This is a genomic window from Formivibrio sp. oc-25 (assembly GCF_055810895.1).
Window position 1 is genome coordinate 157,598 of the sequence record NZ_JBVVOL010000004.1, and the last position, 23,983, is coordinate 181,580.

The following is a 23,983-nucleotide window of genomic DNA, read 5'->3' on the forward strand; positions in this document are numbered from 1 at the left end:
TCAGTCCGTCAGCGTCGAGGCGTTGTAATGCACCATTGTGACGGGTTGAAACCCGTCCTACGACCTCATTGTTTTTGCATCAGAACCAAGAAAATTGCGATGAAACAAATCTGGAGCACCACGTGAGTACCGAAGCAGAACGCAACGCCCGTCATGCCGCGCGCATGGCGCGCAAGAAAGCGCTGATCGACCAGAAAATCGCCGAGGCCAATGCCGATACCGGCCTGTTGCTGATTCTTACCGGCAACGGCAAGGGCAAGTCGTCGTCCGCGTTCGGCATGGTGGCACGCGCGCTGGGCCACGGCATGAAGGTGGGCGTGGTGCAGTTCATCAAGAGCCGGACCGATACCGGCGAAGAAGGCTTTTTCTCAAAACTGCCCGGTGTGGAATGGCATGTGATGGGTGATGGCTTCACCTGGGATACGCAAAACCGCGAGCAGGACACCCGAACCGCGCAGGCTGCCTGGGAAGTTGCGCGGCGCATGCTGCAGGATGCCAGCTTCGATCTGGTGGTGCTCGATGAACTCACCTATACGATCCAGTACGGCTATCTGGATGCGGAGGTGATCGTACGCGACCTGCAAGGCCGGCCCGAGATGCAGCATGTGGTGATCACCGGGCGCGGCGCGCAGCCGGCGCTGATCGAGATCGCCGATACCGTCACCGACATGCACCCGGTCAAGCACGCCTACGAGGCCGGCATTCGTGCCCAGAAAGGGGTGGAGTGGTGAAAATCTGGCCGGGTCTGCTGATCGCCCTGTGCGCGCCCTTGCTGCTGGCCGCAGTGAGCGTGATCGATGATCGCGGCCATACCGTCACGCTGGCCCAGCCGGCGCGGCGCATCGTCAGCCTGTCGCCGCATCTGGCTGAAGACCTGTTTGCCATCGGCGCGGGTGCCCAGGTAGTCGGTACGGTCGACTTTAGCGATTACCCCCCGGCCGCGAAGCGGGTCGCGCGCGTGGGCGGCTATGATGGTTTCGATCTGGAGCGCATCCGCACGCTCAAACCCGACCTGATCGTAGCCTGGCAAAGCGGCAACCCGCACAGACAACTGGCGATGGTCGAAACGCTCGGTATTCCCGTTTTCCATGACGATGTGCGCCGGCTGCAGGATGTTCCGGGCGTACTGGAGCGCCTGGGCGTGCTTGCCGGCAAACCGGTCGAAGCCGGGCAGGTTGCCGCACGCTTTCGCAACCAGCTCGCCGCACTGGAAAAACAGTACGCGCAACGCTCGCCGGTGCGTGTGTTTTACCAGGTGTGGGACAGACCGCTGATGACGGTCAACCGCGAGCAGATCATCTCGGATGCGCTGCGCATCTGCGGTGCGGTCAACGTGTTTGGCGATCTGCCCGCGTTGACGCCGACCATCGACGAAGAGGCCGTACTGGCGGCAAACCCGCAACTGATCGTGACCAGCCGCGTACATGATGGCCCGAACGAATGGCTGGCGCAGTGGCAGCGCTGGCCGCAGCTTGCCGCCGTGAAAAAACGGCAGCTGGTAACGCTGCCGCGCGATCTGCTGATCCGAATGGGGCCGCGTCTGGTCGACGGTGTGGCGGCGCTGTGCGAAGCCGTCGATAAGGCCAGGCAATCGTGAAGCCAGCCACGCTTTCCCGCTCCCGCTTGATTCTTGTCTTGACCGGCCTGCTGCTGGCCGTGGTGCTGATTACGCTGGCCAGCCTGTGCCTGGGCTCCACCAGCTACCGGCCATGGCAGCTTTTGTCTGATGGGCCAGATGCAGAACTCGCGCGCGAGATCGTGTTCAGCCTGCGCCTGCCGCGCACGCTGGCCGCGCTGGCGGTCGGCGCCTTGCTGGCGCTGGCGGGTTGCCTGCAACAGGTGCTGTTGCGCAATCCGCTGGCGGACCCGTACATCCTTGGAACCTCGGGTGGAGCCAGCGTCGGCGCACTGCTGGCGATGTTGCTGGGAAGCAGTCTCTGGCTGGTCAATCTGGGTGCGGCAAGCGGTGCGCTGGCGGTGATCCTGATCGTCTTTTTGCTGGCCGGGCGCGATCATTCGTCCAGTCAGGTACGGCTCTTGCTGACTGGCGTAGCGCTGGCAGCATTTTGTGGCGCGGCGACGTCTCTGCTATTGAGTGTCGCCCCGGATGGCCTGCTGCGCGGCATGGTGTTCTGGCTGCTCGGCGATCTGTCTGGCGCCAACTGGCAGGTGGCGGGAGGCGTACTGCTGCTGCTCTTGCTGGGGGTCTGGCCGTTTGCGCGCGCGCTCAACCTGCTTGGGCTGGGCCTGCAGCCGGCGCATGCGCTGGGCGTGGATACGCGCCGCCTGCAATGGCTGCTGTATTTCGCTTCCGCTGTGGCGACGGCCGCTGCGGTGACCACGGCCGGCATGATCGGTTTTGTCGGCCTGATCGTGCCGCATGCCTTGCGACTGCTGCTGGGGCAGGACATGCGCCTGTTGCTGCCGGCTTGTGCGCTGGCCGGTGGTGGCGTACTGCTTGCTGCCGATATCGCCTGCCGCGTGGTGCTCGCGCCGCAACAGTTGCCGGTGGGTGTGATGATGGCACTGTTCGGTGTGCCGGTGTTTTTGTGGCTGTTGCAGCAGAGGGCGCGCTGATGCTTGCCGTGCACAATCTCTCGCTCGTGCGTGGCACTCGCCGGCTGGTGAACGGGCTGAATCTCGATATCGCACTTGGCCAGTGCTGGCTGGTGCTGGGTGAGAACGGTAGCGGCAAGAGCACGTTGCTGGCCACGCTGGCCGGCTGGCTCAAGCCGGAGACCGGCGATATCCGGCTGGACGGGAAAGTCCTGGGAGATTGGCCGGCACGCGAGCGTGCCCGCAAGATGGCCTGGCTGGCGCAAGCCGATGAAAATCCGTTTCCGCTTTCCGTGCTGGCCAAAACACTGACCGGGCGCGAACCGCATCTGGGGCGCTGGGATTGGGAGGGTGCCGATGACATCGCGCTGGCACGAACGCAGCTCGTCCGGCTTGATCTGGACGGGCTGGAAATGCGCGATCTGGCCACGCTCTCGGGCGGAGAACGCCGCCGTGTGGCGCTGGCCACCACGCTCACGCAGGATGCCGAGTTGTTGCTGCTCGACGAACCTTTGTCGCAGCTCGATCTGCGTCACCAGCAGCAGGCACTCGCCATCCTGCGCGAAGAGGTCGCTATGGGCAAAACCGTGGTGATGGTCAGCCATGACCCGAATCATGCGCGCGATCTGGCCAGCCATGCCTTGTTGCTGTTCGGCGATGGTCGCTGGCTGGCCGGGCCTGTGGCCGATGTGCTGACGGCAGAGCATTTGTCCTCCTTGTATCACTGCCCGGTACGCCGGATCGGTGATGGGCAAGGCGGCTGGTTTGTGGCGGGGTAGGGCAATGCAACTGATCCTGATGCGTCACCCGCCGATCGTAGGGGATTCCGGCATCTGCTACGGACGCCATGATCTGGCGGCGGATGCCGAGGCGATTCCTGCCTGTCTGGCCGCGTTGTCGGCCTGGTCGGATTGGCCGGTATTCAGCAGCCCGGCGCTGCGCTGCCGCCAGTTGGCAGAAGTCTTTTCGAGCAGAACCCAGTTCTGGCCACATTTGCACGAACTGGATTTCGGCCTGTGGGAAGGCATGCCGTGGGATGCGCTACCGCGTGCGGAGCTGGATGCATGGGCGGCAGACATCTGGCATTACCGCCCCGGAGGCGGCGAAAACGCTGCGATGCTGCGGTTTCGCTGGGAGTATGTGCTGGAATGCTGGCGCGAGATGGGGCTGGTGCGGGCGGTGGTGATTACCCATGCCGGCGTGATTCGCATGGCCTTGGCGCAAGCCGGGGTGATTGCGGAATCCGAGCGCTGGATTTATCCGATCGAATACGGCAAGCCGTATGAGTTGGTGGTGTAGCCATTTCCCGGGTTACGCCTGTGGCTAACCCGGGCTGCCAAATGCTCCCTCGCCCGCTTGCGGGAGAGGGGTGGGGAGAGGGCGGCGTTTGCCATGGATGCCTGGGTTGGCCGGGCGTTCACCCCGGCAGGTGAGTCACTTTCTTTGCTTCTGCAAAGAAAGTAACCAAAGAAAGCAGCCCCCGGGCGTCCGGCGCTCCGCGCTACCCTCGTTTGGTCGGGAGCCCGGGTCTCCCTCCGCGCACTCGGCGGCCTTGAAGGGGGTTGGGGCGTACTAATCAGCAGCATTGGGATTTGGGGTGTTGTCAACAATGCTTCATTGTGTCACAGCGATTGTTAGTACCACTTTGATCCGCAGCCGCCGCGATCTTCGAGAAACGCAAGGGAACCACGAAGGGGCTGGCGGTTGGGGGCGCCTTTGGGGTGTCCCTCAGGGACTCCCTTCGGTCGAAGGGGGCTTTGGCGAGACAAAGCCCCTTCCTGCCCGCCGTGCGGAAACGGCACCCAAAACCACGCGCCGCAGGCGCAAAAAACAAGAAGTCAGAGGAGCCAATCATTGCCACCAAACTATCCCAAAACACGAATGACCCCAGACGGCACCTCTGAACCCGAGCCGGATTTCCGTCTGGCCCATCCATCGGGATTGCCATGCAAAGCCTGATCCTGGCCATCCAGTTCCTCACGCGCATTCCCACTCCGCAGGTGCGCAATTTCAGTCCTGCCTTGCTGGCCGGCTCGGCGCGCTGGTTTCCGCTGGTCGGATTGCTGCTGGGTGGTTTGTTGGCAGGCGTGGCATGGGCGGCTGCCCAGGTCGATCCCTGGCTGGCGGCATGGGTGGCCATGCTGGTGTGGGTCGCGATCACCGGTGGCCTGCATCTGGATGGGCTCGCAGACGTGGCCGATGCGCTTGGTGCCGCGCATCGTGATCGTGAGCGCTTGCTGGCGGTGATGAAGGACCCGCATCTTGGCAGTTTTGGCGTGCTCACCCTGATTGTGACGCTGGCTGGCAAACTGGTGCTGCTGATGTTACTGGCGCGCGGCGGGCATTGGCTGGCGCTGGTGCTGATCCCGGCCTGGGCAAGGCTTGGGCCGCTGTTCTGGCAGACCCTGCCTTCACTCAGCCCGGGTTATGGCGAACAGTTTGGCTGGCAGCTGCCGCGTCGCGCACGCTGGATCTGGCTGCTGCTGTTGTTGGCATTCTCGGCGTGGATGCAGCCATTGTTCTTGCTGGCGCCGCTGGCTATCTGGCTGTTCAGGCGCTGGCTGCAGAAGGCACTCGGCGGCATGAGCGGCGATTGTCTGGGCGCCGGCATCGAAGTGATGGAGCTGGGGCTGCTGTTGCTGGCGGGAATGGCCTGAGATGGCATTCGGCCTGCGCCTGCGCACGCGAGCCTGGATCCTGCTGGGCGTGATTGCCGGGCATGCGCTGATCCTGTTCTTGCCAGGGCCGCGCTGGTTGATCGACCTGGCGCCGATGCCCTTGCAGATACAGATTCAGCACCCGTCGGGCGAGCAGGCCTTGCCGTCGACGGTGACATCGGTCGAAGATGTGTTGCCGAAACAAACCAAATTTGCCAGCCTGTTGCCACCTTCGCCTGTTGTTCCTGCCAAAACAGTGCCGATGCCGATGTCGGTGCCAGAGGCTCCGTCGCCAGCACAATTGCCGATCGTTGAACCACAGCCAGCGGCTGTCGTGAACAATCAAGGACCGGTAGCCGCAGTCAGTGCGCCGGGTTCGGCTTCGTTGACGGGCGTTGCAATGCGCGATACCGACGCCGGCAAGCCGGTGCCTGCCGTGCGGCTGCTGCCACGCTGCGATACCCGTTTGCAGGAGGGGGATTATCCGCGCGATCTTCGGCGTGACGGTGTTGAGGGTCGGGTCGTGGTCAAGGCGCAGGTGCTGGCTTCCGGTCAGGTCGAGGTCGAAGGCTTGGCTGGCAGTAGCGGGTTTGTCAGGCTCGACGAGGCGGCCCTGCATGCGGCGCGGCGCTGGCGCTGCATACCGGCCAGCGTGAATGGCAGTGCTGTTGCCATGCGCATTGCGGTGCCGGTGGTGTTCCGGCTGGATGACTAGAACCTGTTGTTAGACTCTCTGCACCGCAGTGCGGTTGTGCCCCTGTGTCTTGGCTTCGCGCAGTGCTGTGTCTGCGGCCAGCAGCAGGTCGTCCAGCGTATCCGTTTCCCGTGAGACCGCCGCGATGCCGATGGTCACCGTGATCAGGAAATGCTTGCCGTTTTCCAGCGTGACATCTTCAGCGGCGATGGCATCGCGCAGGCGCCGTGCCACTGCCTCGGCACCTTCTGCCGTGGTGTCCGGCAGCAGCATCACCAGCTCTTCCCCGGAATAGCGGGCCAGCAGGTCGTAGTCGCGGATCGTGTCCTGAGCACAGCGCGCAAGGAACTGCACCGCCTTGTCGCCGCCAAGGTGGCCGTATTCTTCATTGATACGCATGCCGTGATCCAGATCGACGATCAATGCCGCCGCACTGCGGCCGGTGCGCTGAACGTGATTGAGCTCCCGCTCGGCGAGCTCCATGAAACGCAGACGATTCCACACCCCGGTCAGCGGGTCGAGACCGCGCTCGGCTTCCTGGCTGGCGAGCAGGGTACGCTTGCCTTGCCAGAGGCGGATACAGGCAATGGCCAGCATGATGCTGGTCAGGGTGGTGAGGGCAAGCAGCGCGTAGAGCGTTTCCGGCGCGAGGGGCATGGTGGCTATCGGTTTGGTGGGTGACAATGTTGTGAGTGTAGCCGCTCAAGCCGGTTTTGAAGAGCCTGCCGGCACGATTGGCGGATATTTGTAAGCCCGGACGGCTCGGCCTACAATCCGCGCATGAAAAAGATCCTGATTGTTCGCATGTCGTCGATGGGCGACATCATTCATACCTTTCCTGCCGTCACGGATTTGGCATCAGCCTATCCTGATGCCCAGATTCACTGGGTAGTGGAAGAAGCCTTTGTCGGCCTGGCACGCCTGCATCCCGCAGTGCACAGAATCATTCCTTTTGCCTTGCGTCGTTGGAGAAAAAGTCTTTTTTCGAAAAAGACCTGGCGTGAAATACTGGCATTCCGGCGCGATCTGCAATCAACCGAATATGATCTGGTCGTCGACACCCAAGGGCTGCTCAAAAGTGCAATCGTCGGAAAATTGGCAGGAGGGCCATTGGCCGGGTGCAGCCGAAAAACCGTGCGTGATCCTTTTGCGACACTCTTTTTCGATCGGAAATACGATATCCCGCCGGTACATATCATTGAGCGCAACCGATTGTTGCTCGCGGCTGCTGCAGGGTATGTTCCCCAGGGGGAATTGAACTACGGCATTCAGGCGCCAGACTTGATGCTGGATTGGCAGCCGCGAATTCCCTATGCCGTTTGTCTGACCGCAACGGCACGCGAAGCCAAATGCTGGCCGGAAAATGACTGGATTGCCTTGGGGCACTGGCTGGTTTCGCAGGGCTTGATGCCGGTTTTTCCCTGGGGTGCACCGCATGAGCGTGCGCGTGTCGAGCGACTGGCGCAGGTACTGCCGCAAAGTCTGATTTGCCCGAGGTTCAATCTGGTTGAAGGCGCACGCTTGCTTGCCGATGCACGGATCGTTATCGGTGTGGATACCGGCCTGATGCATCTGGCTGCGGCGGTCGATACACCAACAGTGGGCATTTTTGTCGATTCCGATCCGCATCATGCCGGTGCGACGGGAAGGCTGTTCTCCCGCAGCCTCGGTGGCGTACAACAGCCGCCGACTGTTGCGGACGTGGTCGAAACGGTTCGTGCCGGCCTGGATGTTGCAAGGATGCGTGCATGATCCGTCTTCTCTACCGCTTCCTGCTCTGGCTCGGTTTTCCCTTCATCTTTCTTTACCTGCTCAAGCGCAGTCGCAAGCAGCCGGAGTATCGCCTGCACTGGGGCGAACGTCTGGGTTTCTATCCGCCACGCGAGGACGGACGCGATCGGCCGGTGTGGCTGCATGCGGTATCGGTGGGCGAAATGCGCGCCACAGCGCCGCTGGTCAAGGCACTCAAGGCACAAAATCCTGCATTGCCGCTGTTGCTGACCTGCATGACCCCGACCGGGCGTGCCACGGCCCGGGAACTGTTCGGCCAGGATGCGGAAATTGTCTTTCTGCCCTATGACTACCCGGGTGCGGTACAGCGTTTCCTGGCGCATTTCAGGCCGAAACTGGGCTTGCTGATGGAAACCGAACTGTGGCCGAACCTGATGCATGCCTGTGCCGAGGACGGCGTTCCGCTGGTGCTGGCCAATGCGCGGCTATCGCAAAAATCGCTGGATGGCTATCTGCGCATCAAGCCGCTGATTGCACCTGCGATGGCAAGGCTCGCCGGCGTGCTGGCGCAAAGTCCGGCCGATGCCGAACGCTTGCGTGCGCTGGGAGCAGGCGAAGTCGAGATCATGGGCAATATCAAGTTCGACAACCTGCCCCCAGCAAACCTGATCGAGCGCGGGCAGGGCTGGAAAGTTGCACTGGCTGGGCGCAAGCTGCTGCTGTTTGCCTCCAGCCGCGAAGGCGAGGAAATCGTCCTGCTCGATGCGCTCAAACGCGCGGGCTGGCCCGCAGACCTGCTGCTGTTGCTGGTGCCGCGCCATCCGCAGCGTTTTGACGAAGTGGCGGGCATGCTCGCACAGCAGAATGTGCCCGCCGTGCGCCGCAGCCTGTGGCAGGGTGAGGCGCTGGCACCGGACATCAAGGTGCTGCTGGGTGACAGCATGAGCGAGATGACGGCCTGGTTTTCTGCCGCTGATGTGGTGGTCATGGGCGGCTCGATCCTGCCCTTTGGCAGCCAGAATCTGATTGAAGCCTGCGCCGTGGGCGCGCCGGTGCTGCTGGGGCCATCCGTGTTCAACTTTGCCCAGGCCGCCGAGCTGGCGCTGGCTTGCGGCGCCGCCCGGCAGAAATCCGATGCCGATCAGCTCGTGCTGGAGGTATTGCGGTTGCTGGGTGACGACGCTGCCCGTGCTGCCATGGGCCGGGCCGGGCGGGAGTTCGCAGCCGCACACCGTGGCGCCACGCAGCGTTTGCTGGATTATCTGCTGCGCAAGGTGCCGAGCTGATGCAGTGCCAGACCGGCGATGATCAGGCCTGAGCCGATCAGGATATCGCGGGTGAGCACTTCATCATTCAGGAAGTTACCCAGCCACAACGCGGAAACGGTGGCGATCATCGGGATCAGCGCAATCTGGGTGGGCTTGCATTCGCGGATCAGCCAGAAATACATGCTGAGTGCCACGGCAGATCCAAACAGTGCCAGATAGAGAATCGCCCCCAGGGCGCGTGGCGGAACGGATTCCGGTATGGGCATGCCATACGCCAGCCATATTGCCACGCTCATCAATATGCCGACCGCCATCGATCCCGTACTGACCACGAAAGTATCCAGCCCTTGCGAATAGTGCTTGAGCTTGACCATGCCGGCACTGTTGCCACACACGGCCAGCAGCACAGCGACCAAGGCCGGAATGCCGTCCGGGCTGAAACTGAGATGATCCGAAAAAATGGTGGCCAGTCCGGTGATGGCCAGCGCAATACCGATCATCTCGTTGCGTGCGATGCGTTGCTTGAGCCACAGCCAGGCAAAAATGGCCGTGGCCAGCGGAGTCAGTCCGTGCAGCACGGCTACCAAGCCGGAGTTGATGTATTGCGAGGCCCAGTAGGTGCAGATCATCGAGAACGTCGTTCCCCCGCCTGCCGCAAGCCATGCGCGCCAGGTGCTGGCGAATGGAGGGAGGGGTGTGCGACGGACGATCATCAGCATGGCCATGATCACAAAGGCCAGGGTAAAACGGAGCAGCAGCGACAGGCTGTAATCGATCCCGGTCACGCTCCATTTGATGCCGAGTGAGGTGGTGGACCAGATGCAGACCAGGGAAAAACCGCCAGCGAGGTGGGCAAACATGATGAATCGGGCCGGAATTTTCTCAGGCCCAGGTAAGGAAAGGGAAGCCGTTATTCTGCCAGCAAAATGTGCGTGTGATATATGTGGAAAAGCCGGCTTTGATAACTTTTAATTATTGATTGACGGACAAATCCCGAGTTAAATAGTCGGGTAAAGTGCTTTTTTGATTTGGAGAAGGTCATGGCCCAATTATTTGCCGAGCCCGCAGCATCGTTTGATGATCCGATCGCCCTGTTGATGGCTTGCCATGATCGCGTGCGCCACTATGCCGGTCTGGCGCTCAAGCTGGCACAGCACCTGCCCGAACACGGTGCCGACGAACAGGCCCGCCAGGCAGCCGCGGCGATCATGCGCTATTTCGATGTGGCCGCGCCGCTGCATCACCAGGACGAGGAGGAAGACCTGTTTCCCCTGCTGGCAGCGCGCGGCGATGAACGCCTGCGGCAGTTGGCGGGCCAGACCATGTTTGAAGAGCATGTCGAACTGGCGCAACTATGGCAGCAGGTGCGTGCCAGATTGGTGGCCATTGCAGCCGGCGAGTCTGCGGAACTGCCGCAGGAACTTGCACGCGAGTTTTCACAGCGTTATCCCGCGCATGCACAGGTGGAGGATGATCAGATTTATCCCCATGCCGCCAGCCTGCTCAGCACCGACGAGTTGACCGAGCTGGGACGCAAGATGGCAGCCCGGCGCGGCGCGTCAACAACTGCCTGATTTTTCCTTGCCTGCCCTGCGGGGATTTTCGCTGTTGTGCGATAGGCCACGGGCAGGATCATTCCTTTTGTTCTGAGAATTTGTCCACGATCTTGCTGCGAAGCCGTGATCGGGGCTCATGTGCTGCTTGTGCATTCCGTCTTTCCAGAACTTTCTTGTTATCGGTCACACTTTGTCCTAGCATGTTTTCTGGTCTGATTGTTAAACCAGATCGATAATATTGGCAAAGCTTATGGAGATCGCAGCATGACAAGAAGTCAAACAAAGCCGGTGGCTACCGCAACAGCGCTGCTGGCCGGCATTTTGTGCGCCAGTGTCTATGGTGCAGAGCTCAGGCATGGTGAGGAAATCGCCCTGTGGCCGACTGCGGCGCCGGGCTCGGCCAGCCTCGGCATCAAGGAAGTCGTGACCGAACGCAGCAAGGATCCGGCCATGCTGGATCGTGCCTATGCCGGCATCACCCGACCGACCCTGACTGCCTATGTGCCGGCCAAGCCCAATGGCACCACCTTGCTGGTGGCGCCGGGCGGCGCTTATATGCGCGTGGTGGCGGACAAGGAAGGCGCCGATATCGGCCAGGCCTTCAACCAGGCCGGCGTGACGGTGTTTGTGCTGAAGTACCGTCTGCCCGGAGAAGGACATGCCAACCGGCAATGGGTGCCGCTGCAGGATGCCCAGCGTGCCATGCGTGTGATTCGCAGCCATGCTGCCGATTGGGGACTCAATCCGGCGAGAATCGGGGTGCTGGGGATGTCTGCCGGTGGTCATTTGATGGCGACCCTGGCCACACGCTTTGATTTCCAGGCCTACCCGCCGGTGGATGCTGCCGATAAGCTCACTGCCCGTCCGGATTTTCTCGCCCTGCTGTATCCGGTGATCAGCATGGATGCACAATGGACGCATGCCGATTCCCGCAAGATGCTGCTGGGTGATCATCCCTCTGCAGGCGAGATCGAAGCCTTTTCTGCCGACAAACAGGTAGGCAAGACCGTGCCACCGACGTTTATCGCCTTGGCGGATGACGACAATGGCGTCAATCCGGTGAACAGCTTGTTGTTCTATCGCAGCCTCAAACAGACAAAGGTGCCGGCGGAATTGCATGTGTTCCCGCAGAGTGGCCATGGTTTCGGTATCCGTCTGGCACAGGGCGCGGCCAAGCAGTGGCCCGCGCTGATGCAGAGCTGGATGAGCACGCTGGCAACGAACCGCTGAACGGGTCTGGAGAAGAATATGCAGAAAATATGGCAAGCCGGCCTGTTGGCCGCGGCATTGATGGTGGCGGGTGTGACAGAAGCGGCACCGCTGAAGACGCGTGATGTCATTGAGCTGTGGCCGGGCGTCGGGCCGGGGTCGGAGCAGTCTGTGGCCCAGTTGACCGTCACCGAGCGCAGCAAGGTGGCGTATTGGCCGGATCGGGTCGTTACCGGCATTACCAGGCCGAATCTGACCGCATTCGTGCCGGATAAACCAAACGGTACGGCGGTGATTGTTGCGCCGGGTGGCGCGTATGCGCGCATCGTGCTCGACAAGGAAGCTGCCGAGATGGCGCGCTGGCTCAATCCGTACGGGGTGACCGTGCTGTTGATGCAATACCGTTTGCCGGCAGAAGGGCATGCCAACGGCAAGGATGTGCCGCTGCAGGATGCCCAGCGTGCCGTGCGCGTGGTGCGCCAGCATGCCGAGGAGTGGGGGCTGGATCCGAACCGGATTGGATTCATGGGGGCTTCTGCCGCCGGCCATATGGCGGCCAGCCTGGGCGGCAAGTTTGCACAGAAAGTATATGAACCGGTGGATGCTGCGGATCAGTTATCGGCGCGGCCGGATTTCCAGATCCTGCTCTACCCGGTGGTGTCGATGGAGGATGGCGTGACGCACGGAGATTCGCGTACCAATCTGATCGGCAAGAATCCTGCCGCTGCGCTGATCAAGGCTTATTCGGCCGATGAGCATGTCAGCAAGGATACGCCCAGGACTTTCCTGGTACTGGCCGATAACGATTCGGCGGTGCCAAGCGAGAACGGCTTGCGTTATTACGCCGCGCTGCGCCGTGCCGGGGTGCCGGCCGAGTTGCACATCTTCAAGGATGGCGAGCACGGCTTCGGTATCCGCGATACGCGCCAGATGCCGGTTTCTGTCTGGCCGAATCTGGCCGCACAGTGGCTGCAAGCCATTGGCATGATCAAGTAGCACGCACGGCCGGTGGCCGGTCGCTGGTGCGGCTGGCCCGGCCTTGCCGCCTTGGGTTTTTCTGCTCTCCAGGCTGGTGCAGCGGGGCAACTTGCTGGCTTGCCGGGTTGGCCACCAGCGCGTACGGATATCCTGCCGAGGTCCGCAATGCTGCACGCTGGATGCGGATTTTTGGCATGGTCATCGCGAAAACAGATCGTTATACTGCCAGCATGAAATCATTGCTGCCCACCCGTCTTGGCGCGATGCGTCTGTTTCGCCGCCCTTCCAATCCTGATGCACTGCTCGCAAACCTGCCGCGGATATCGGTGCCGGCAGTGGACGTTCGTGCGTTGACGAATGCGATCGATTTCCGTAAGCAACTGCTGGCGGAAATCGCCAATGCCACCCGGAGAATCCATCTCTCGGCGCTCTACTTGCAGGACGACACTGCAGGTCGTGAAGTCATGGATGCGCTCTATGCAGCCAAGGTCCGTTGCCCGGAGCTTGATATTGCCGTGTTCGTCGATTGGCATCGCGCCCAGCGCGGACTGATCGGCAAAGTACGTAGTGCCGGCAATGCCGCCATGTATTGCGAATACGCGGAAAAGTACGGCGATGGCGTGCAGATCTACGGCGTGCCAGTGAAAAGCCGTGAAATTTTCGGTGTGCTGCATCTGAAGGGCTTCGTGATCGATGATACCGTGATCTACAGCGGCGCCAGCCTGAACGATGTTTACCTGGCGCGCCATGGCCGCTACCGGCTGGATCGCTATCATTTCATCCACAGCGCCCCACTGGCCGACTGCCTGAGCGAATTCATGCTGCAGCAATTGCGCACGCATGCCGGCGTCAACCTGCTGCAATCGCCGGCCCGGCCCGCCACGCAGGATATCCAGCCGGAAATCCGCCAGTTGCGCCAGCAATTGCAGGAGGCGCAGTACCGTGTGCCGGAACAACTGATCGCCCCGCAAGCCATCGGGGTGACGCCTATCCTCGGTTTCGGGCGCAGCGACAATCTGCTCAATGACACGATCCTGGCCTTGTTGCAGAGCACCCGCCGGCAGCTGACCATTCTTACGCCTTATTTCAACCTGCCGCGCCAGGTTCGTTCGGTGTTGCGGCAATTGTTGCGCAATGGCTGCGAGATCACGCTGATTGTCGGCGACAAGACCGCCAACGATTTCTATATTCCGCCGGATGAGCCGTTCAAGACCATCGGCCTGTTGCCGTATCTGTATGAAAACAACTTGCGCCGCCTCGCCCGGACGCACGCGCGTGAAATTGATCAGGGACAGCTCAATATCCTGCTGTGGCGCCATGGCAGCAACAGCTTCCACCTCAAGGGGCTGTGGATCGATGACGACAAAGCGCTGCTGACTGGCAGCAACATCAACCCGCGCGCCTGGTCGCTTGATCTGGAAAATGGCTTGCTGCTGCATGATCCGCAGCGCCTGCTGTGCGCCCAGCACGAAGCCGAGCTGGATGCCATTCGCCAGCATACCAAGCGTCTGGCCCACTACTCCGAACTGGAAACTCCGGGCGATTACCCGCCTGCCGTGCAGAAGATGCTCAGGCGCATCAAGCGGGTACAGTTGGATCGCCTGCTCAATCGTCTGCTCTAAGAACTAGTTCACGATCTGTAGCGAGAAGCCGTCAGCGGGGTGAAGAGCAGCGCAAAAACCGGAATGTACAGGGAGTACATGAGGACGCCTCGCAGAAAGCACCTTTTCGGTGTTTTGAGTAGCGCATGAGCCCCGATCACGGCTTCGCAGCAAGATCGTAAACAAGTTCTGAGAACAGGTTCTGAACACCTGTCAGGCGGGTGGAATCTCGCGTAGTGCCCGCTGCGCCAGGCAGCCGATCAGGGCGATGTTCAGCGCCACCAGCACCAGTGCCCATCTGAGTGAACTGGCCTGGGCCAGACTGCCAATCAGGACCGGGCCGAGCAACAATCCGATGTAGGCCAGCCGCGCCACCTTGGCAATCCCGACAGCCGGTGCCACCCCCGGAATGCGTGCGGCTGCGACAAACAGCACCGGAATCAGGTTGGCGGCCCCCAGTCCGACCAGCGTGAATCCGATCAGGGCCGTGCCGGGCCAGATCAGTGCCAGCAACAGTCCGGACAGCGAAAGTGCGGCGCTGCCGCGCAACAGCGTGACGCCGCCATGGCGGGCGCGCAGCCAGTCGCCACCGAAGCGCCCGGCAGCCATGCCGCCGGAAAAGGCCGCATAGGCCAGACTGCTGCTGGCCGCATCCATCTGCGCGGTATCGCGCGCATAGATCACGCTCCAGTCATACATGGCGCCCTCGGCGATCAGCCCCAGCAAGGCCAGCCAGCCCAGCATGCGCACCAGCCGGGATGCGGAAACGTGCGCGTCGGCCTCCTGCTCGTGGCTGGCGGCATGATCCGGCAGCAAATAAAAGAAAGCCGCAACGCCACTCATCATGACTAACGCCGCCAACAGCAGGACGTGTTCCAGCGCACTCAGCCCGGCCGCCAGCAGGGCTGCGCCGAAAGATGCCCCCAGCATGCCGCCCAGACTGAACATGCCATGCAACGACGACATGATCGGTTTGCCAAGTGCTGTTTCGACGGTCACGGCCTGTGCGTTCATGGCGACATCAAACGCGGCATTGGTCACGCCAAACAGCAGCAAGATGCCGAGCAAAAACGGGAAGGTCGGTACCAGTAGAATCAGCGCCAATGTCAGTCCCAGACCGATTGCGCCATACAGGGCGGCGCGATGGCTGCCACTGCGCTGGATCCAGCGTCCCAAGGTCGGCATGGCGACGATGGCGCCGCCTGCTACCGCGAACATGGCCAGCGACAGCCAGCCTTCGCTCAGGGAAAACTGGCGTTGCAGGGTAGGGATATGGATGCCCCAGGTGGCATAGGTGGCGCCACTGAGAAAAAACAGCAGCATGGTAGCCAGACGGGCGCGACGGGGAGCAGATTCGATGGGCATCGGGCGATGATCTCACTGGATTGCGGCGGATGCCATATCCACTGTTGGGTTGTGCACGCACCCATGGAGTGGTGGGTGGGTAAAACGACAGCATGGTGCTGCTCGCCTGGTTTGGCCGGGAATTCACCCCGGCGGGTGAGTTACTTTCTTTGCTTCTGCAAAGAAAGTAACCAAAGAAAGCAGCCCCCGGGCGGTCGGCGCTCCGCGCTACCCTGCGTCGGTCGCGAGTCCGGGTCTCGCTCCACTCCTCGGCGCCCTTGAAGGGGGTAGAGGTGTACTTGCATGCCGAATTGAGTGATGGTTCCTGCCTGATTATGCATGAATGTGTATTGCGTGCCGCAGCCACAGGTTTGGATTTGAGGTGAACACAAAAAACAAGGGCCGCCCTGGCGGGCGGCCCTTGCTGGACAGGTACTGTCGCTTACTTGCCGGCGGTCATGGCATCGGCCTGGATCGCGGTCAGCGCGATGGTGAAGACGATATCGTCAACCAGTGCGCCGCGCGACAAGTCGTTTACCGGCTTCCTGAGACCCTGCAGCATCGGGCCAACGGAAACCACGTTGGCGCTGCGCTGTACGGCCTTGTAGGTGGTATTGCCGGTGTTCAGATCCGGGAATACGAACACGGTAGCCTGGCCTGCCACGTTGGAGCCCGGTGCCTTGGAACGGGCAACGTCCATCACCGAAGCAGCGTCGTACTGCAGCGGGCCGTCGAGTGCCAGTTCCGGAGCCTTTTCCTTGGCGATGCGGGTGGCTTCGACCACTTTTTCCACATCGGCGCCGGTGCCGGATTTGCCGGTCGAGTAGCTGATCATGGCGACCTTCGGCTCGACGCCGAATGCCTTGGCGGAATCGGCCGATTGCAGCGCGATTTCGGCCAGTTCGGTGGCGTTCGGATCGGGGTTGATCGCGCAGTCGCCGTAGACCAGAACCTGGTCCGGCATCAGCATGAAGAATACCGACGACACGATCGAGCTGCCCGGTGCAGTCTTGATCAGTTGCAGGGCAGGGCGCACGGTGCTGGCGGTGGTGTGCACGGCGCCGGAAACCAGGCCATCCACATCATCGACGGCCAGCATCATGGTGCCGAGCACCACGGTATCCTGCAGCTGGTCGCGTGCCTGGCCCGGGGTCAGACCCTTGCTCTTGCGCAGTTCAACCATCGGGGCAACGTACTGTTCGCGGATATCGTCCGGATCAACGATTTCCAGGCTGGCCGGCAGCTTCACGCCTTGGGCGGCAGCCACGGCTTCGATCGCGTCGCGCTTGCCCAGCAGTACGCAGCGGGCAATCTTCTTTTCTTCGCAGATCACGGCGGCCTTGATGGTACGCGGCTCGTCGCCTTCCGGCAGGACGATGCGCTTGTTGGCGGCGCGCGCTTTCTGGATCAGCTGGAAGCGGAAGGCTGGCGGGCTCATGCGCTTGGTCGGCGGCACCTTCACGGCGGTCATGATGGTGTCGGTATTGAGCTGTTCGGCCACGCTATCGAGTACCGAATTCATGCGCGCATCATCGTCGGCGGCAACGGCGGACGGCAGGCGGCTGATCTTGGTGGCGGTGGCAAAGGTATCACCCTTGGTGCGCATGATCGGCAGATCGCTCTTGAATGCGCGCGGGGCGAATTCCACCAGCTTGTCGCTGATGAAGCTGTCGTGCGTCAGCAGCAGGCCTGCCAGTTGCACATCGTTGCTGGCTGCCAGTGCGGTAGCCAGGATCACATCGTCGCGATCGCCGGCGGTGATGATCAGCGAGCCCGGCTTGAGGCGATCGATCATTTCTGTGGCGGAACGGGCTGCTACGACCACGTCGCTGACGCGGCGCTTGGCGATATCACCTTGTACCAGGATTTCGGCCTTGAGGTGGCGGGCGATATCGAGCGTGCGCGGAGCCAGCAGCGAAGGATTGAAGGCAATCACGCCCCATAGCGGGGTAGTGCCGAGTTCCTTCTGTGCAGCAGCGGCATCGAAGTTGGCTTGTGCCTTGTTGAAGATCACACCGGCCACGCTGCGGCCCGAGCTCTTGTACTGGCTGGCCATCAGGTTGGCTTCGGCAGCGGCACCTTCGTCGGTGGCATTGGCCACCAGAATGACTTCGGCCTGCAGCGAGCGGGCAATATCATTGTTGAGGTTGCTGGCAAACGACTGACCCGGTTCGCTGTGCAGACCTTCGATGATCAGAACATCCTTGTCCTGGGCGGCGCTCATGCACAGGCTGACCACGTCTTCCAGCAGTTCGTCGTTCTGGTTGGCCGAAACACGCTGCACTACTTGTTCGATGGGCAGGGGGTTCGGGCTGTCGATCTTGCAGATCACGCGGGCGAAGTGCGGCGAGCGTTCGATATGGGTTTCATCCTGCGGCACGGGCTTGACGAAGCCGACGCGCAGACCCTGACGCTGCAGGGCAACAACGACACCCAGCGCAACGGAGGTCAGGCCTACGTTCTGGCGGGTGGGAGCAAGAAAGAAAGTTTGCATGGTTCGATCTATCCGGGTTGTGGCGGCCAACGGGCGCCAGGTTGGTTTTCCCAAGGTACGGGCTCAGGGTTTTCCTGTAGTGCCCGATCGCCTGTTACAGACCGCGCGATGATAATGGGTTGTCACCAACCATGCCTGACGGTTTGAGCATGGTTTGATTTAACTCCGATATGGCGTGGGTCCGGGGCGGTAATTTTTCCTATCCGCCCGTATCGGTGGGCGCGATGCCGCGATTTTAGCAGGTGGATAACAGCTTTAAAGCGGGAATTGTTGCGCTGCAAGATTGGTGGCATCTCACATGGACAATCGCGAGAAAACCTGAGTTGCCGGGCTGGCCGCAGGCGTTGGAATCATGGCGGATGTTTGCTGCACCCCTCGGTGGAGGAGCGGTAGCGTACGGACCATGAGCTGACTATGAACAGGCACGGAAAAAAGTGTATTGTCTTGGGCTGAGCGCCAAGCGCCGCTCGTCTGACCGAGAAATCACCGTGCAAAAGAAACAGCTCTATGGCCACCTGCTGGCCTTTTCCGCCATTTTCATCTGGGGTACCACGCTGGCTTCGACCAAGGTACTGCTGCGCCATTTCTCCCCGGAAGAAATCATCGTCTACCGTTTTGCACTCGCCTATGGCTTGCTGCTGCTGCTGTGCCGCGACAAGATCGGCTGGGCGGGCTGGCGGGATGAATTGCTGTTCTGCGGGCTGGGCGTAACCGGGGTCACGCTGTATTTCTGGACCGAAAACGCTGCCTTGAAATATACCCTGTCAGCCAATGTCGGCATGATCGTGTCGGCCATCCCGATCCTGACGGCGATGCTGGCGCATTACACCACGCACGACGAGAAATTCCGACCGAACCTGCTGCTGGGATTCGTGGTGGCCATGGCCGGTATCGGGTTGATCATCTACAACGGCCAGCGCCTGCAATTGAATCCGCTTGGCGATATTCTGGCACTGGGCTCCGCGCTGTTCTTCACGCTCTATAACATCCTGATCCGCAAGGCACCCAGTGGCTATGGCCGGATCGTGATGGTGCGCAAGACCTTTTTCTGGGGCTGGATCGCGTCCTTCCCGATCTGGCTGTTGACCGGGGGCGAGCTGGCGCCACTGGCCGATTTCAGTTTTGATGCCGTGGCCAATCTGGTTTACCTGGCCACTTTTGCCTCGGTGCTGGGCTACGGCATGTGGAACAAGGCGATCGAGATCATCGGTGCCGTGCGTACTTCCAATTACATCTACCTGATGCCGCTGTTTACCATGATTGCCGCCGTGCTGGTGCTCGATGAGCGCATCACGCCGCTGATGCTGGCCGGCGGTGCGCTGATCCTGCTCGGCGTGTATGTGAACGAGCATCGCAGCTTCCGTCCTGTTTCCGCGTAACGAGGCCAATCCATGGATTTCTGCTCTACCCGTGCCGCAAGCCTTGAGCTGAATGACGAGCGTCTGCTGCGCTACAGCCGCCATATCCTGCTCGACGAGATTGGCGTGGAAGGCCAGCAAAAACTGCTGGATGCGCATGTACTGGTGATCGGCGCCGGCGGACTGGGTTCACCGGTTTCGCTCTATCTGGCCGCCAGCGGCATTGGCACGCTGACGATTGTTGATGACGATACGGTCGATTTCACCAACCTGCAGCGCCAGATCGTGCATACCGCCGCACGTGTCGGCCAGAACAAGGCCGAATCGGCTGCCGAAACGCTGCATGGCCTCAATCCGGATACGCGCGTGATTCCTGTCACCCGGCGCGCGCAGGGCGACGAACTGGAAGCGCTGGTGGCTGCGGCCGACGTGGTGGTGGATTGCTGCGACAACTTTGCCACGCGCCATGCCGTGAACCGCGCCTGCGTGAAGTTCGGCAAGCCGCTGGTTTCCGGTGCGGCGACGCGTTTTGATGGCCAGCTCACCGTGTTCGATCCGCGCCAGCCCGGTAATCCGTGTTACCACTGCCTGTTTGGTGAAGACGGCGAAGCGGGCGACGGGCCTTGCGCCACCTTTGGCGTGTTCGCGCCGCTGGTTGGCATCATCGGCAGCATGCAGGCTTCTGAGGTGCTCAAGCTGATCATCGGGCTGGGCGAATCGCCGGTAGGCCGCCTGTTATTGCTGGATGCGCGCACGCTGCGCTGGCGCGAGATGCGCTATGGCCAGGACTCGGCCTGTGTTGTTTGCGGTCAGGCCAGCTGACATTTGTGCTTGTCGCTGCCCGTGCAAAGCAGTAGGCTTTTGAAAAATATATTTTCCGGCTCAGCCGGTATTTTTCTCCAGAAGAGGATGCAGCATGGCACAACCCAAATTCCGCGGCATTGTCCCGCCCGTTCCTACCATTTTCGATGCCAACGGCCAGTTCGACCGTGCCGGTCAGGGCAAGATGATCGATTTCCTGATCGCCAACGGTGCCGACGTGCTGCTGTTCAACGGCAGCGCCGGCGAATTCAGCCAGATGTCCGAAGCCGTGCGCCTGGAAGTGGCCGAGTTCTGCGTGAAATACGTGAACAAGCGCATCCCGGCGATCGTCGGCAGCGCCGCGCCCGGCACTGGTGAAACCATCCGTTTCACCCAGCATGCCAAGGATATCGGCGCCGACGGCGTGATCATCATCAACCCGTACTACTGCGCCCTGAGCGAAGAAGCGATCTACCAGCACTACAAGGCAGTGACCGCTGCGGTGGATATCCCCATCATCCTCTACAACTTCCCGCGCTTTACCGGCATTGATCTTTCTGTCGACCTGATCAAGCGTCTTGCGCTGGATTTCCCCAACATCGTCGGCGTGAAGGATACCGTCGATACCGTGCGCCACACGCGCGACCTGATCGCCGCTATCAAACCGCTGCGCCCGGATTTCGCCATCTTCGCCGGCTTCGACGAATACATGCTCGAAACCCTGATCATGGGGGGCGACGGATGTTTCCCCTCCGGCATGAACTTCGCCCCGCACCTGGCCACCGGCCTGATGAAAGCAGTGGCGCAGGGCGACAACGCCAGCATCGTCGAACTGCAACGCCAGATCTGCCTGATCCCGCCGATGTTCGGCCTGGAAACGCCGTTCTACAGCGTACTGAAAGAAGCCGTGCAACTGGCTGGCGTCGGCATCGAAAGCACCCACGCCCTGCCACCGGCCTTGCCGCTGAGTGATGACAAGAAAGCCAAGGTGCGCGAGACTTTGAAGCAGATTGGCGTGATCAAGTAATTCTGCTTTTCGCATGACAAGGCCCTCGTCGATGACGAGGGCCTCATTGTTTGATGCGCCCCGGATTTCGCTTCGCCGCATCCAGGCGATGTACTGGCACGCCAAATCCATTGCTCAATGATCTGCAAGAACACCCTGACCCCCTTTCAGGCTGCCGAGGAGTGGAGCGAGACCCGGGCTCGCGACCGACGCAGGGTAGCGCGGAGCGCCGCCCGCCCGGGGGCTGCTTTCTTTGGTTCCTTTCTTTGCAGAAGCAAAGAAAGGAACTCACCCGCCGGGGTGAACTCCCGGCAAACCCAAATACCGCGCCGTCAGGCGCTAAGCTATCCCGATAGCCAATGATCATCGATGTCGGAATGAATTCCGACCTACGGCAAGGATGGCGACTGGGTAATCAATACTTCCAGTTCAACGAAACCGTGAAGTTACGCGGCGCCCCATAGTAAGCCTGCGTCCAGTACAGGCTGTTCAGGTACTTCTCATTGGTCACGTTGTTAACATTCAGCGACGTACTCAGGTGCTTGTTGATGTCATAGCGCGCCATCAGGTTGAGCAGGGCATAGGCATCCTGGCGGATCACCACATTGTTTTCCCTGGTGCTCATATCGCTCTTCCAGATCACGCTGGCGCCAAGCTTCAGTTGCTCCATGCCCGGCACGCGCCAGGTGGTGGATGCCTGGATCAGGCGTCGCGGCACGTAGGTGCGCGCGTTGTTGCCATCCTTGTCCTTGATCGACAGCACGGTATAACCCACGCTGGCCTGCAGGTTGGGCGTGATCTCGCCGCTGGCTTCCAGTTCGATCCCGCGCGAAGTGGTGTCGATGCCCTGGTAGACCGCCGTGGTGCCGACATAGCCATCCGATTCGGCCAGGTTGTCCTGGTAGATCTTGAAGGCGGAAATGTTCGTGTTCAGTTTCTTGTCGAGCCATTCGTTCTTCAGGCCCACTTCATAGCTCTTGCCGGTGACCGGGTCCAGGCGTTGCAGGCTGCGGTTGAGCTTGCTCTGTGGATCGAAGATCTCGGCGTAGCTGGCATAGGCCGTGGCGTTGGGGGTGAAGCTGTAGGTGATGCCGGCATACGGGGTGATCTTGCTGTCCGAGCGCACACTGCTCACGCCGTAGCTGCTGCCGGTGGTATCGAGTTTGGTGGCGGCCGCGCCCAGCAGCAGTTTCACGTCGTCGGTCAGGCTGTAGTGCGTGGCGGCATACAGGCTCTTGCGCGTATCGGTGAACTGGGCGCCGCTGACGCTGGCGTCGAAGCTCGGTTCGGCATAGCTGCCGTCCCAGCTTGCCAGATCGCGGAGTGCCGTGCCGATACCCTGGCCATAGTGCGAAATGCTGTCGAGGTTGGAACGCGCGAACTGCGCGCCCACTGCAAGCTGGTGCTTGCGCCCGAACAGGGTGTATTTGCCGTTGAGCGAAGCATCGACCGTGTTCTGGATGTTCTTGTCATCGAACAAGGATGGGTAGCTGTAGAGCCCCAGCCCGGTGGTGGCATCGGGCGTGCCGTAGACGTAGAACAGCTTGTCGTGGCTTTCCTGTTCGCGATGGGTGTAGGTGGCCTTGGCCTGCCAATCCTCATTGAACTGGTGGCTGAGCTCGGCAAACAGTTGCGTGTCGGTGTTGTTCCATTTGGCCCAGTCGGCAGCGGTGCTGGTCGAAACATCGTAGTCGGTCTGGTTGCCGTTGCTGTCATACAACGGTAGCGCGCCCCACATGCCACCGTCGGTTTTCTTTTGCTGGCGACTGACGCCGATCGCGGCGGTGGTGTTGTCGGTCAGGTCGGCCTCGACAATGCCGTAGAGCGAAGTCTTGTCATACGAGAGGCGATCCAGATAGGAATCGCCCTTCTCGCCGGCGGCCACAAAGCGGCCGCGCACGCTTCCCGCTTCGTTGAGCGGGCCGGAGACATCAGCCTCCAGCCGTTTCTTGTTCCACGATCCCACACTTAAGCCCGCCGATGCCTGGAAATCGGTGGTCGGGCGCTTGCGCACGAAGTTGACGGTGGCCGAAGGGTTGCCGGTAGCCGAAATCAATCCGTTGGCGCCCTTGATCACCTCGACCCGGTCATACGGAGAAATATCGATATCGCCGTACTGGTTGCCGTAGATAAACGGCACGCCCACGCCATCGATCTGGAAATTGGTGATATCAAAGCCGCGCGCGGAATAGTAGGTGCGGTCGGTTTCCACGCGCTCGACGTTGATGCCGGTGACGGTATCGAGCAGATCGTTGACGCTATTGAGCTGGAAATCCTCGATCTTGGCGCGGGTGACGACCGAGACTGCCTGCGGCGTTTCCTTGAGCGGAATATCAAGCTTGGTGGCTGCCGTGCTGCGTTTGACGGCGTAGGAGCGGCTTTGCTCGGACGGCGGCTCCACGGCGGCTTCGGCCGTGACTTGCACGGTGGCCAGCGTGACTTCGTTCTGGGCAGGTGCAACCGTTTGCGCCCAGGCATTGCAGGAAACCAGCAGGGCAATGGCCAGGGTCAACGGCGAGGGCTTGAAGTGCCGGAAAGTATCGGGTTGATGCATTTTTGCTTGAGACATCAAAGAGTTCCTTGTGGATTGTTGATCGCCAACCGCGTGCAGGATGACGAACAGGGCATCTATTTGCTTTATCATGTTAATGATAACTGTTATCATTTGCAAAGTTTAAGGCAGGATTCTACTGGTTCCATGTACTGGGTCAGTGTGAGTTCGAGGTGATT

General features: G+C 61.0%; 22 protein-coding genes. 16 read left to right on the plus strand and 6 right to left on the minus strand.

Annotated elements, in window-relative coordinates; genetic code table 11:
- Positions 1-122: 122 nt before the first annotated feature.
- The 7 genes from cobO (at position 123) to AC0KVQ_RS04290 (ending at position 5,928) form a co-directional block, all read left to right on the plus strand.
- On the plus strand, positions 123-731 hold the full coding sequence (cobO, locus tag AC0KVQ_RS04260) for a cob(I)yrinic acid a,c-diamide adenosyltransferase (RefSeq protein ID WP_473419885.1): 609 nt from the start codon (positions 123-125) through the stop codon (positions 729-731).
- A complete protein-coding gene (locus AC0KVQ_RS04265) occupies positions 728-1,597 on the plus strand; it encodes a cobalamin-binding protein (protein WP_473419886.1) in 870 nt (289 codons plus the stop codon). Before cobO ends, AC0KVQ_RS04265 begins: the two co-directional genes overlap by 4 nt.
- Positions 1,594-2,577: a FecCD family ABC transporter permease gene (locus AC0KVQ_RS04270; protein WP_473419887.1), complete on the plus strand. Its 984-nt coding sequence runs from the start codon at positions 1,594-1,596 to the stop codon at positions 2,575-2,577. Before AC0KVQ_RS04265 ends, AC0KVQ_RS04270 begins: the two co-directional genes overlap by 4 nt.
- Positions 2,550-3,335, plus strand: a complete 786-nt coding sequence (locus AC0KVQ_RS04275) for an ABC transporter ATP-binding protein (protein WP_473419888.1) — start codon at positions 2,550-2,552, stop codon at positions 3,333-3,335. The genes AC0KVQ_RS04270 and AC0KVQ_RS04275 overlap by 28 nt, the downstream gene beginning before the upstream one ends.
- Positions 3,336-3,339: 4 nt before the next feature.
- A complete protein-coding gene (locus tag AC0KVQ_RS04280) occupies positions 3,340-3,855 on the plus strand; it encodes a histidine phosphatase family protein (protein WP_473419889.1) in 516 nt (171 codons plus the stop codon).
- A gap of 647 nt (positions 3,856-4,502) precedes the next feature.
- Positions 4,503-5,213, plus strand: a complete 711-nt coding sequence (gene cobS, locus AC0KVQ_RS04285; RefSeq protein WP_473419890.1) for an adenosylcobinamide-GDP ribazoletransferase — start codon at positions 4,503-4,505, stop codon at positions 5,211-5,213.
- A gap of 1 nt (position 5,214) precedes the next feature.
- The gene (locus AC0KVQ_RS04290) at positions 5,215-5,928 is read left to right on the plus strand and encodes an energy transducer TonB (RefSeq protein WP_473419891.1); all 714 of its coding nucleotides are present in this window, start codon (positions 5,215-5,217) and stop codon (positions 5,926-5,928) included.
- Positions 5,929-5,937: 9 nt separating this feature from the next.
- Here the strand turns inward: AC0KVQ_RS04290 and AC0KVQ_RS04295 are convergent, their stop codons facing one another.
- On the minus strand, positions 5,938-6,564 hold the full coding sequence (locus AC0KVQ_RS04295) for a GGDEF domain-containing protein (protein ID WP_473419892.1): 627 nt from the start codon (positions 6,562-6,564) through the stop codon (positions 5,938-5,940).
- A gap of 123 nt (positions 6,565-6,687) precedes the next feature.
- Between AC0KVQ_RS04295 and waaC the strand changes: the two genes are divergently transcribed.
- Positions 6,688-7,659, plus strand: a complete 972-nt coding sequence (waaC, locus tag AC0KVQ_RS04300; RefSeq protein ID WP_473419893.1) for a lipopolysaccharide heptosyltransferase I — start codon at positions 6,688-6,690, stop codon at positions 7,657-7,659.
- A complete protein-coding gene (gene waaA, locus AC0KVQ_RS04305; RefSeq protein WP_473419894.1) occupies positions 7,656-8,924 on the plus strand; it encodes a lipid IV(A) 3-deoxy-D-manno-octulosonic acid transferase in 1,269 nt (422 codons plus the stop codon). The genes waaC and waaA overlap by 4 nt, the downstream gene beginning before the upstream one ends.
- Here waaA and AC0KVQ_RS04310 read toward each other — a convergent pair.
- Positions 8,897-9,766: a DMT family transporter gene (locus AC0KVQ_RS04310; RefSeq protein ID WP_473419895.1), complete on the minus strand. Its 870-nt coding sequence runs from the start codon at positions 9,764-9,766 to the stop codon at positions 8,897-8,899. The two genes, waaA and AC0KVQ_RS04310, sit on opposite strands and share 28 nt — an antisense overlap.
- Before the next feature lie 180 nt (positions 9,767-9,946).
- On the opposite strand from AC0KVQ_RS04310, the gene AC0KVQ_RS04315 reads away from it, so the two are divergent.
- From AC0KVQ_RS04315 to AC0KVQ_RS04325, 3 genes are all read left to right on the plus strand, one after another.
- Positions 9,947-10,480 (plus strand): hemerythrin domain-containing protein, encoded by a 534-nt coding sequence (locus AC0KVQ_RS04315; RefSeq protein WP_473419896.1) that lies wholly within the window; start codon positions 9,947-9,949, stop codon positions 10,478-10,480.
- Positions 10,481-10,726: 246 nt separating this feature from the next.
- Positions 10,727-11,692 carry an alpha/beta hydrolase gene (locus AC0KVQ_RS04320; RefSeq protein ID WP_473419897.1) on the plus strand — a complete coding sequence of 322 codons (966 nt, stop codon included), beginning with the start codon at positions 10,727-10,729 and terminating at the stop codon, positions 11,690-11,692.
- A gap of 18 nt (positions 11,693-11,710) precedes the next feature.
- Entirely contained in the window at positions 11,711-12,667 is a 957-nt protein-coding gene (locus tag AC0KVQ_RS04325; protein ID WP_473419898.1) for an alpha/beta hydrolase, read from the plus strand.
- On the opposite strand, the gene AC0KVQ_RS04330 is transcribed toward AC0KVQ_RS04325, so the two are convergent.
- Complete coding sequence (locus tag AC0KVQ_RS04330; protein WP_473419899.1) at positions 12,660-12,845, minus strand: hypothetical protein; 186 nt, start codon at positions 12,843-12,845, stop codon at positions 12,660-12,662. The two genes, AC0KVQ_RS04325 and AC0KVQ_RS04330, sit on opposite strands and share 8 nt — an antisense overlap.
- On the opposite strand from AC0KVQ_RS04330, the gene pssA reads away from it, so the two are divergent.
- Positions 12,844-14,271, plus strand: coding sequence for a CDP-diacylglycerol--serine O-phosphatidyltransferase (gene pssA, locus AC0KVQ_RS04335; RefSeq protein WP_473419900.1), 1,428 nt, complete (start codon positions 12,844-12,846; stop codon positions 14,269-14,271). The two genes, AC0KVQ_RS04330 and pssA, sit on opposite strands and share 2 nt — an antisense overlap.
- Positions 14,272-14,463: 192 nt before the next feature.
- On the opposite strand, the gene AC0KVQ_RS04340 is transcribed toward pssA, so the two are convergent.
- Positions 14,464-15,615 (minus strand): MFS transporter, encoded by a 1,152-nt coding sequence (locus tag AC0KVQ_RS04340; RefSeq protein ID WP_473419901.1) that lies wholly within the window; start codon positions 15,613-15,615, stop codon positions 14,464-14,466.
- A 421-nt stretch (positions 15,616-16,036) separates the two neighbouring features.
- The gene (pta, locus tag AC0KVQ_RS04345; RefSeq protein WP_473419902.1) at positions 16,037-18,088 is read right to left on the minus strand and encodes a phosphate acetyltransferase; all 2,052 of its coding nucleotides are present in this window, start codon (positions 18,086-18,088) and stop codon (positions 16,037-16,039) included.
- Positions 18,089-18,576: 488 nt separating this feature from the next.
- On the opposite strand from pta, the gene AC0KVQ_RS04350 reads away from it, so the two are divergent.
- The 3 genes from AC0KVQ_RS04350 (at position 18,577) to AC0KVQ_RS04360 (ending at position 21,274) form a co-directional block, all read left to right on the plus strand.
- A complete protein-coding gene (locus tag AC0KVQ_RS04350) occupies positions 18,577-19,467 on the plus strand; it encodes a DMT family transporter (RefSeq protein ID WP_473419903.1) in 891 nt (296 codons plus the stop codon).
- 12 nt (positions 19,468-19,479) lie between these two features.
- A complete protein-coding gene (locus tag AC0KVQ_RS04355; protein ID WP_473419904.1) occupies positions 19,480-20,268 on the plus strand; it encodes a HesA/MoeB/ThiF family protein in 789 nt (262 codons plus the stop codon).
- A 94-nt stretch (positions 20,269-20,362) separates the two neighbouring features.
- Positions 20,363-21,274, plus strand: coding sequence for a dihydrodipicolinate synthase family protein (locus AC0KVQ_RS04360; RefSeq protein ID WP_473419905.1), 912 nt, complete (start codon positions 20,363-20,365; stop codon positions 21,272-21,274).
- A gap of 394 nt (positions 21,275-21,668) precedes the next feature.
- Here AC0KVQ_RS04360 and AC0KVQ_RS04365 read toward each other — a convergent pair whose 3' ends face one another.
- The gene (locus AC0KVQ_RS04365) at positions 21,669-23,822 is read right to left on the minus strand and encodes a TonB-dependent siderophore receptor (RefSeq protein WP_473419906.1); all 2,154 of its coding nucleotides are present in this window, start codon (positions 23,820-23,822) and stop codon (positions 21,669-21,671) included.
- Positions 23,823-23,983: the final 161 nt, after the last annotated feature.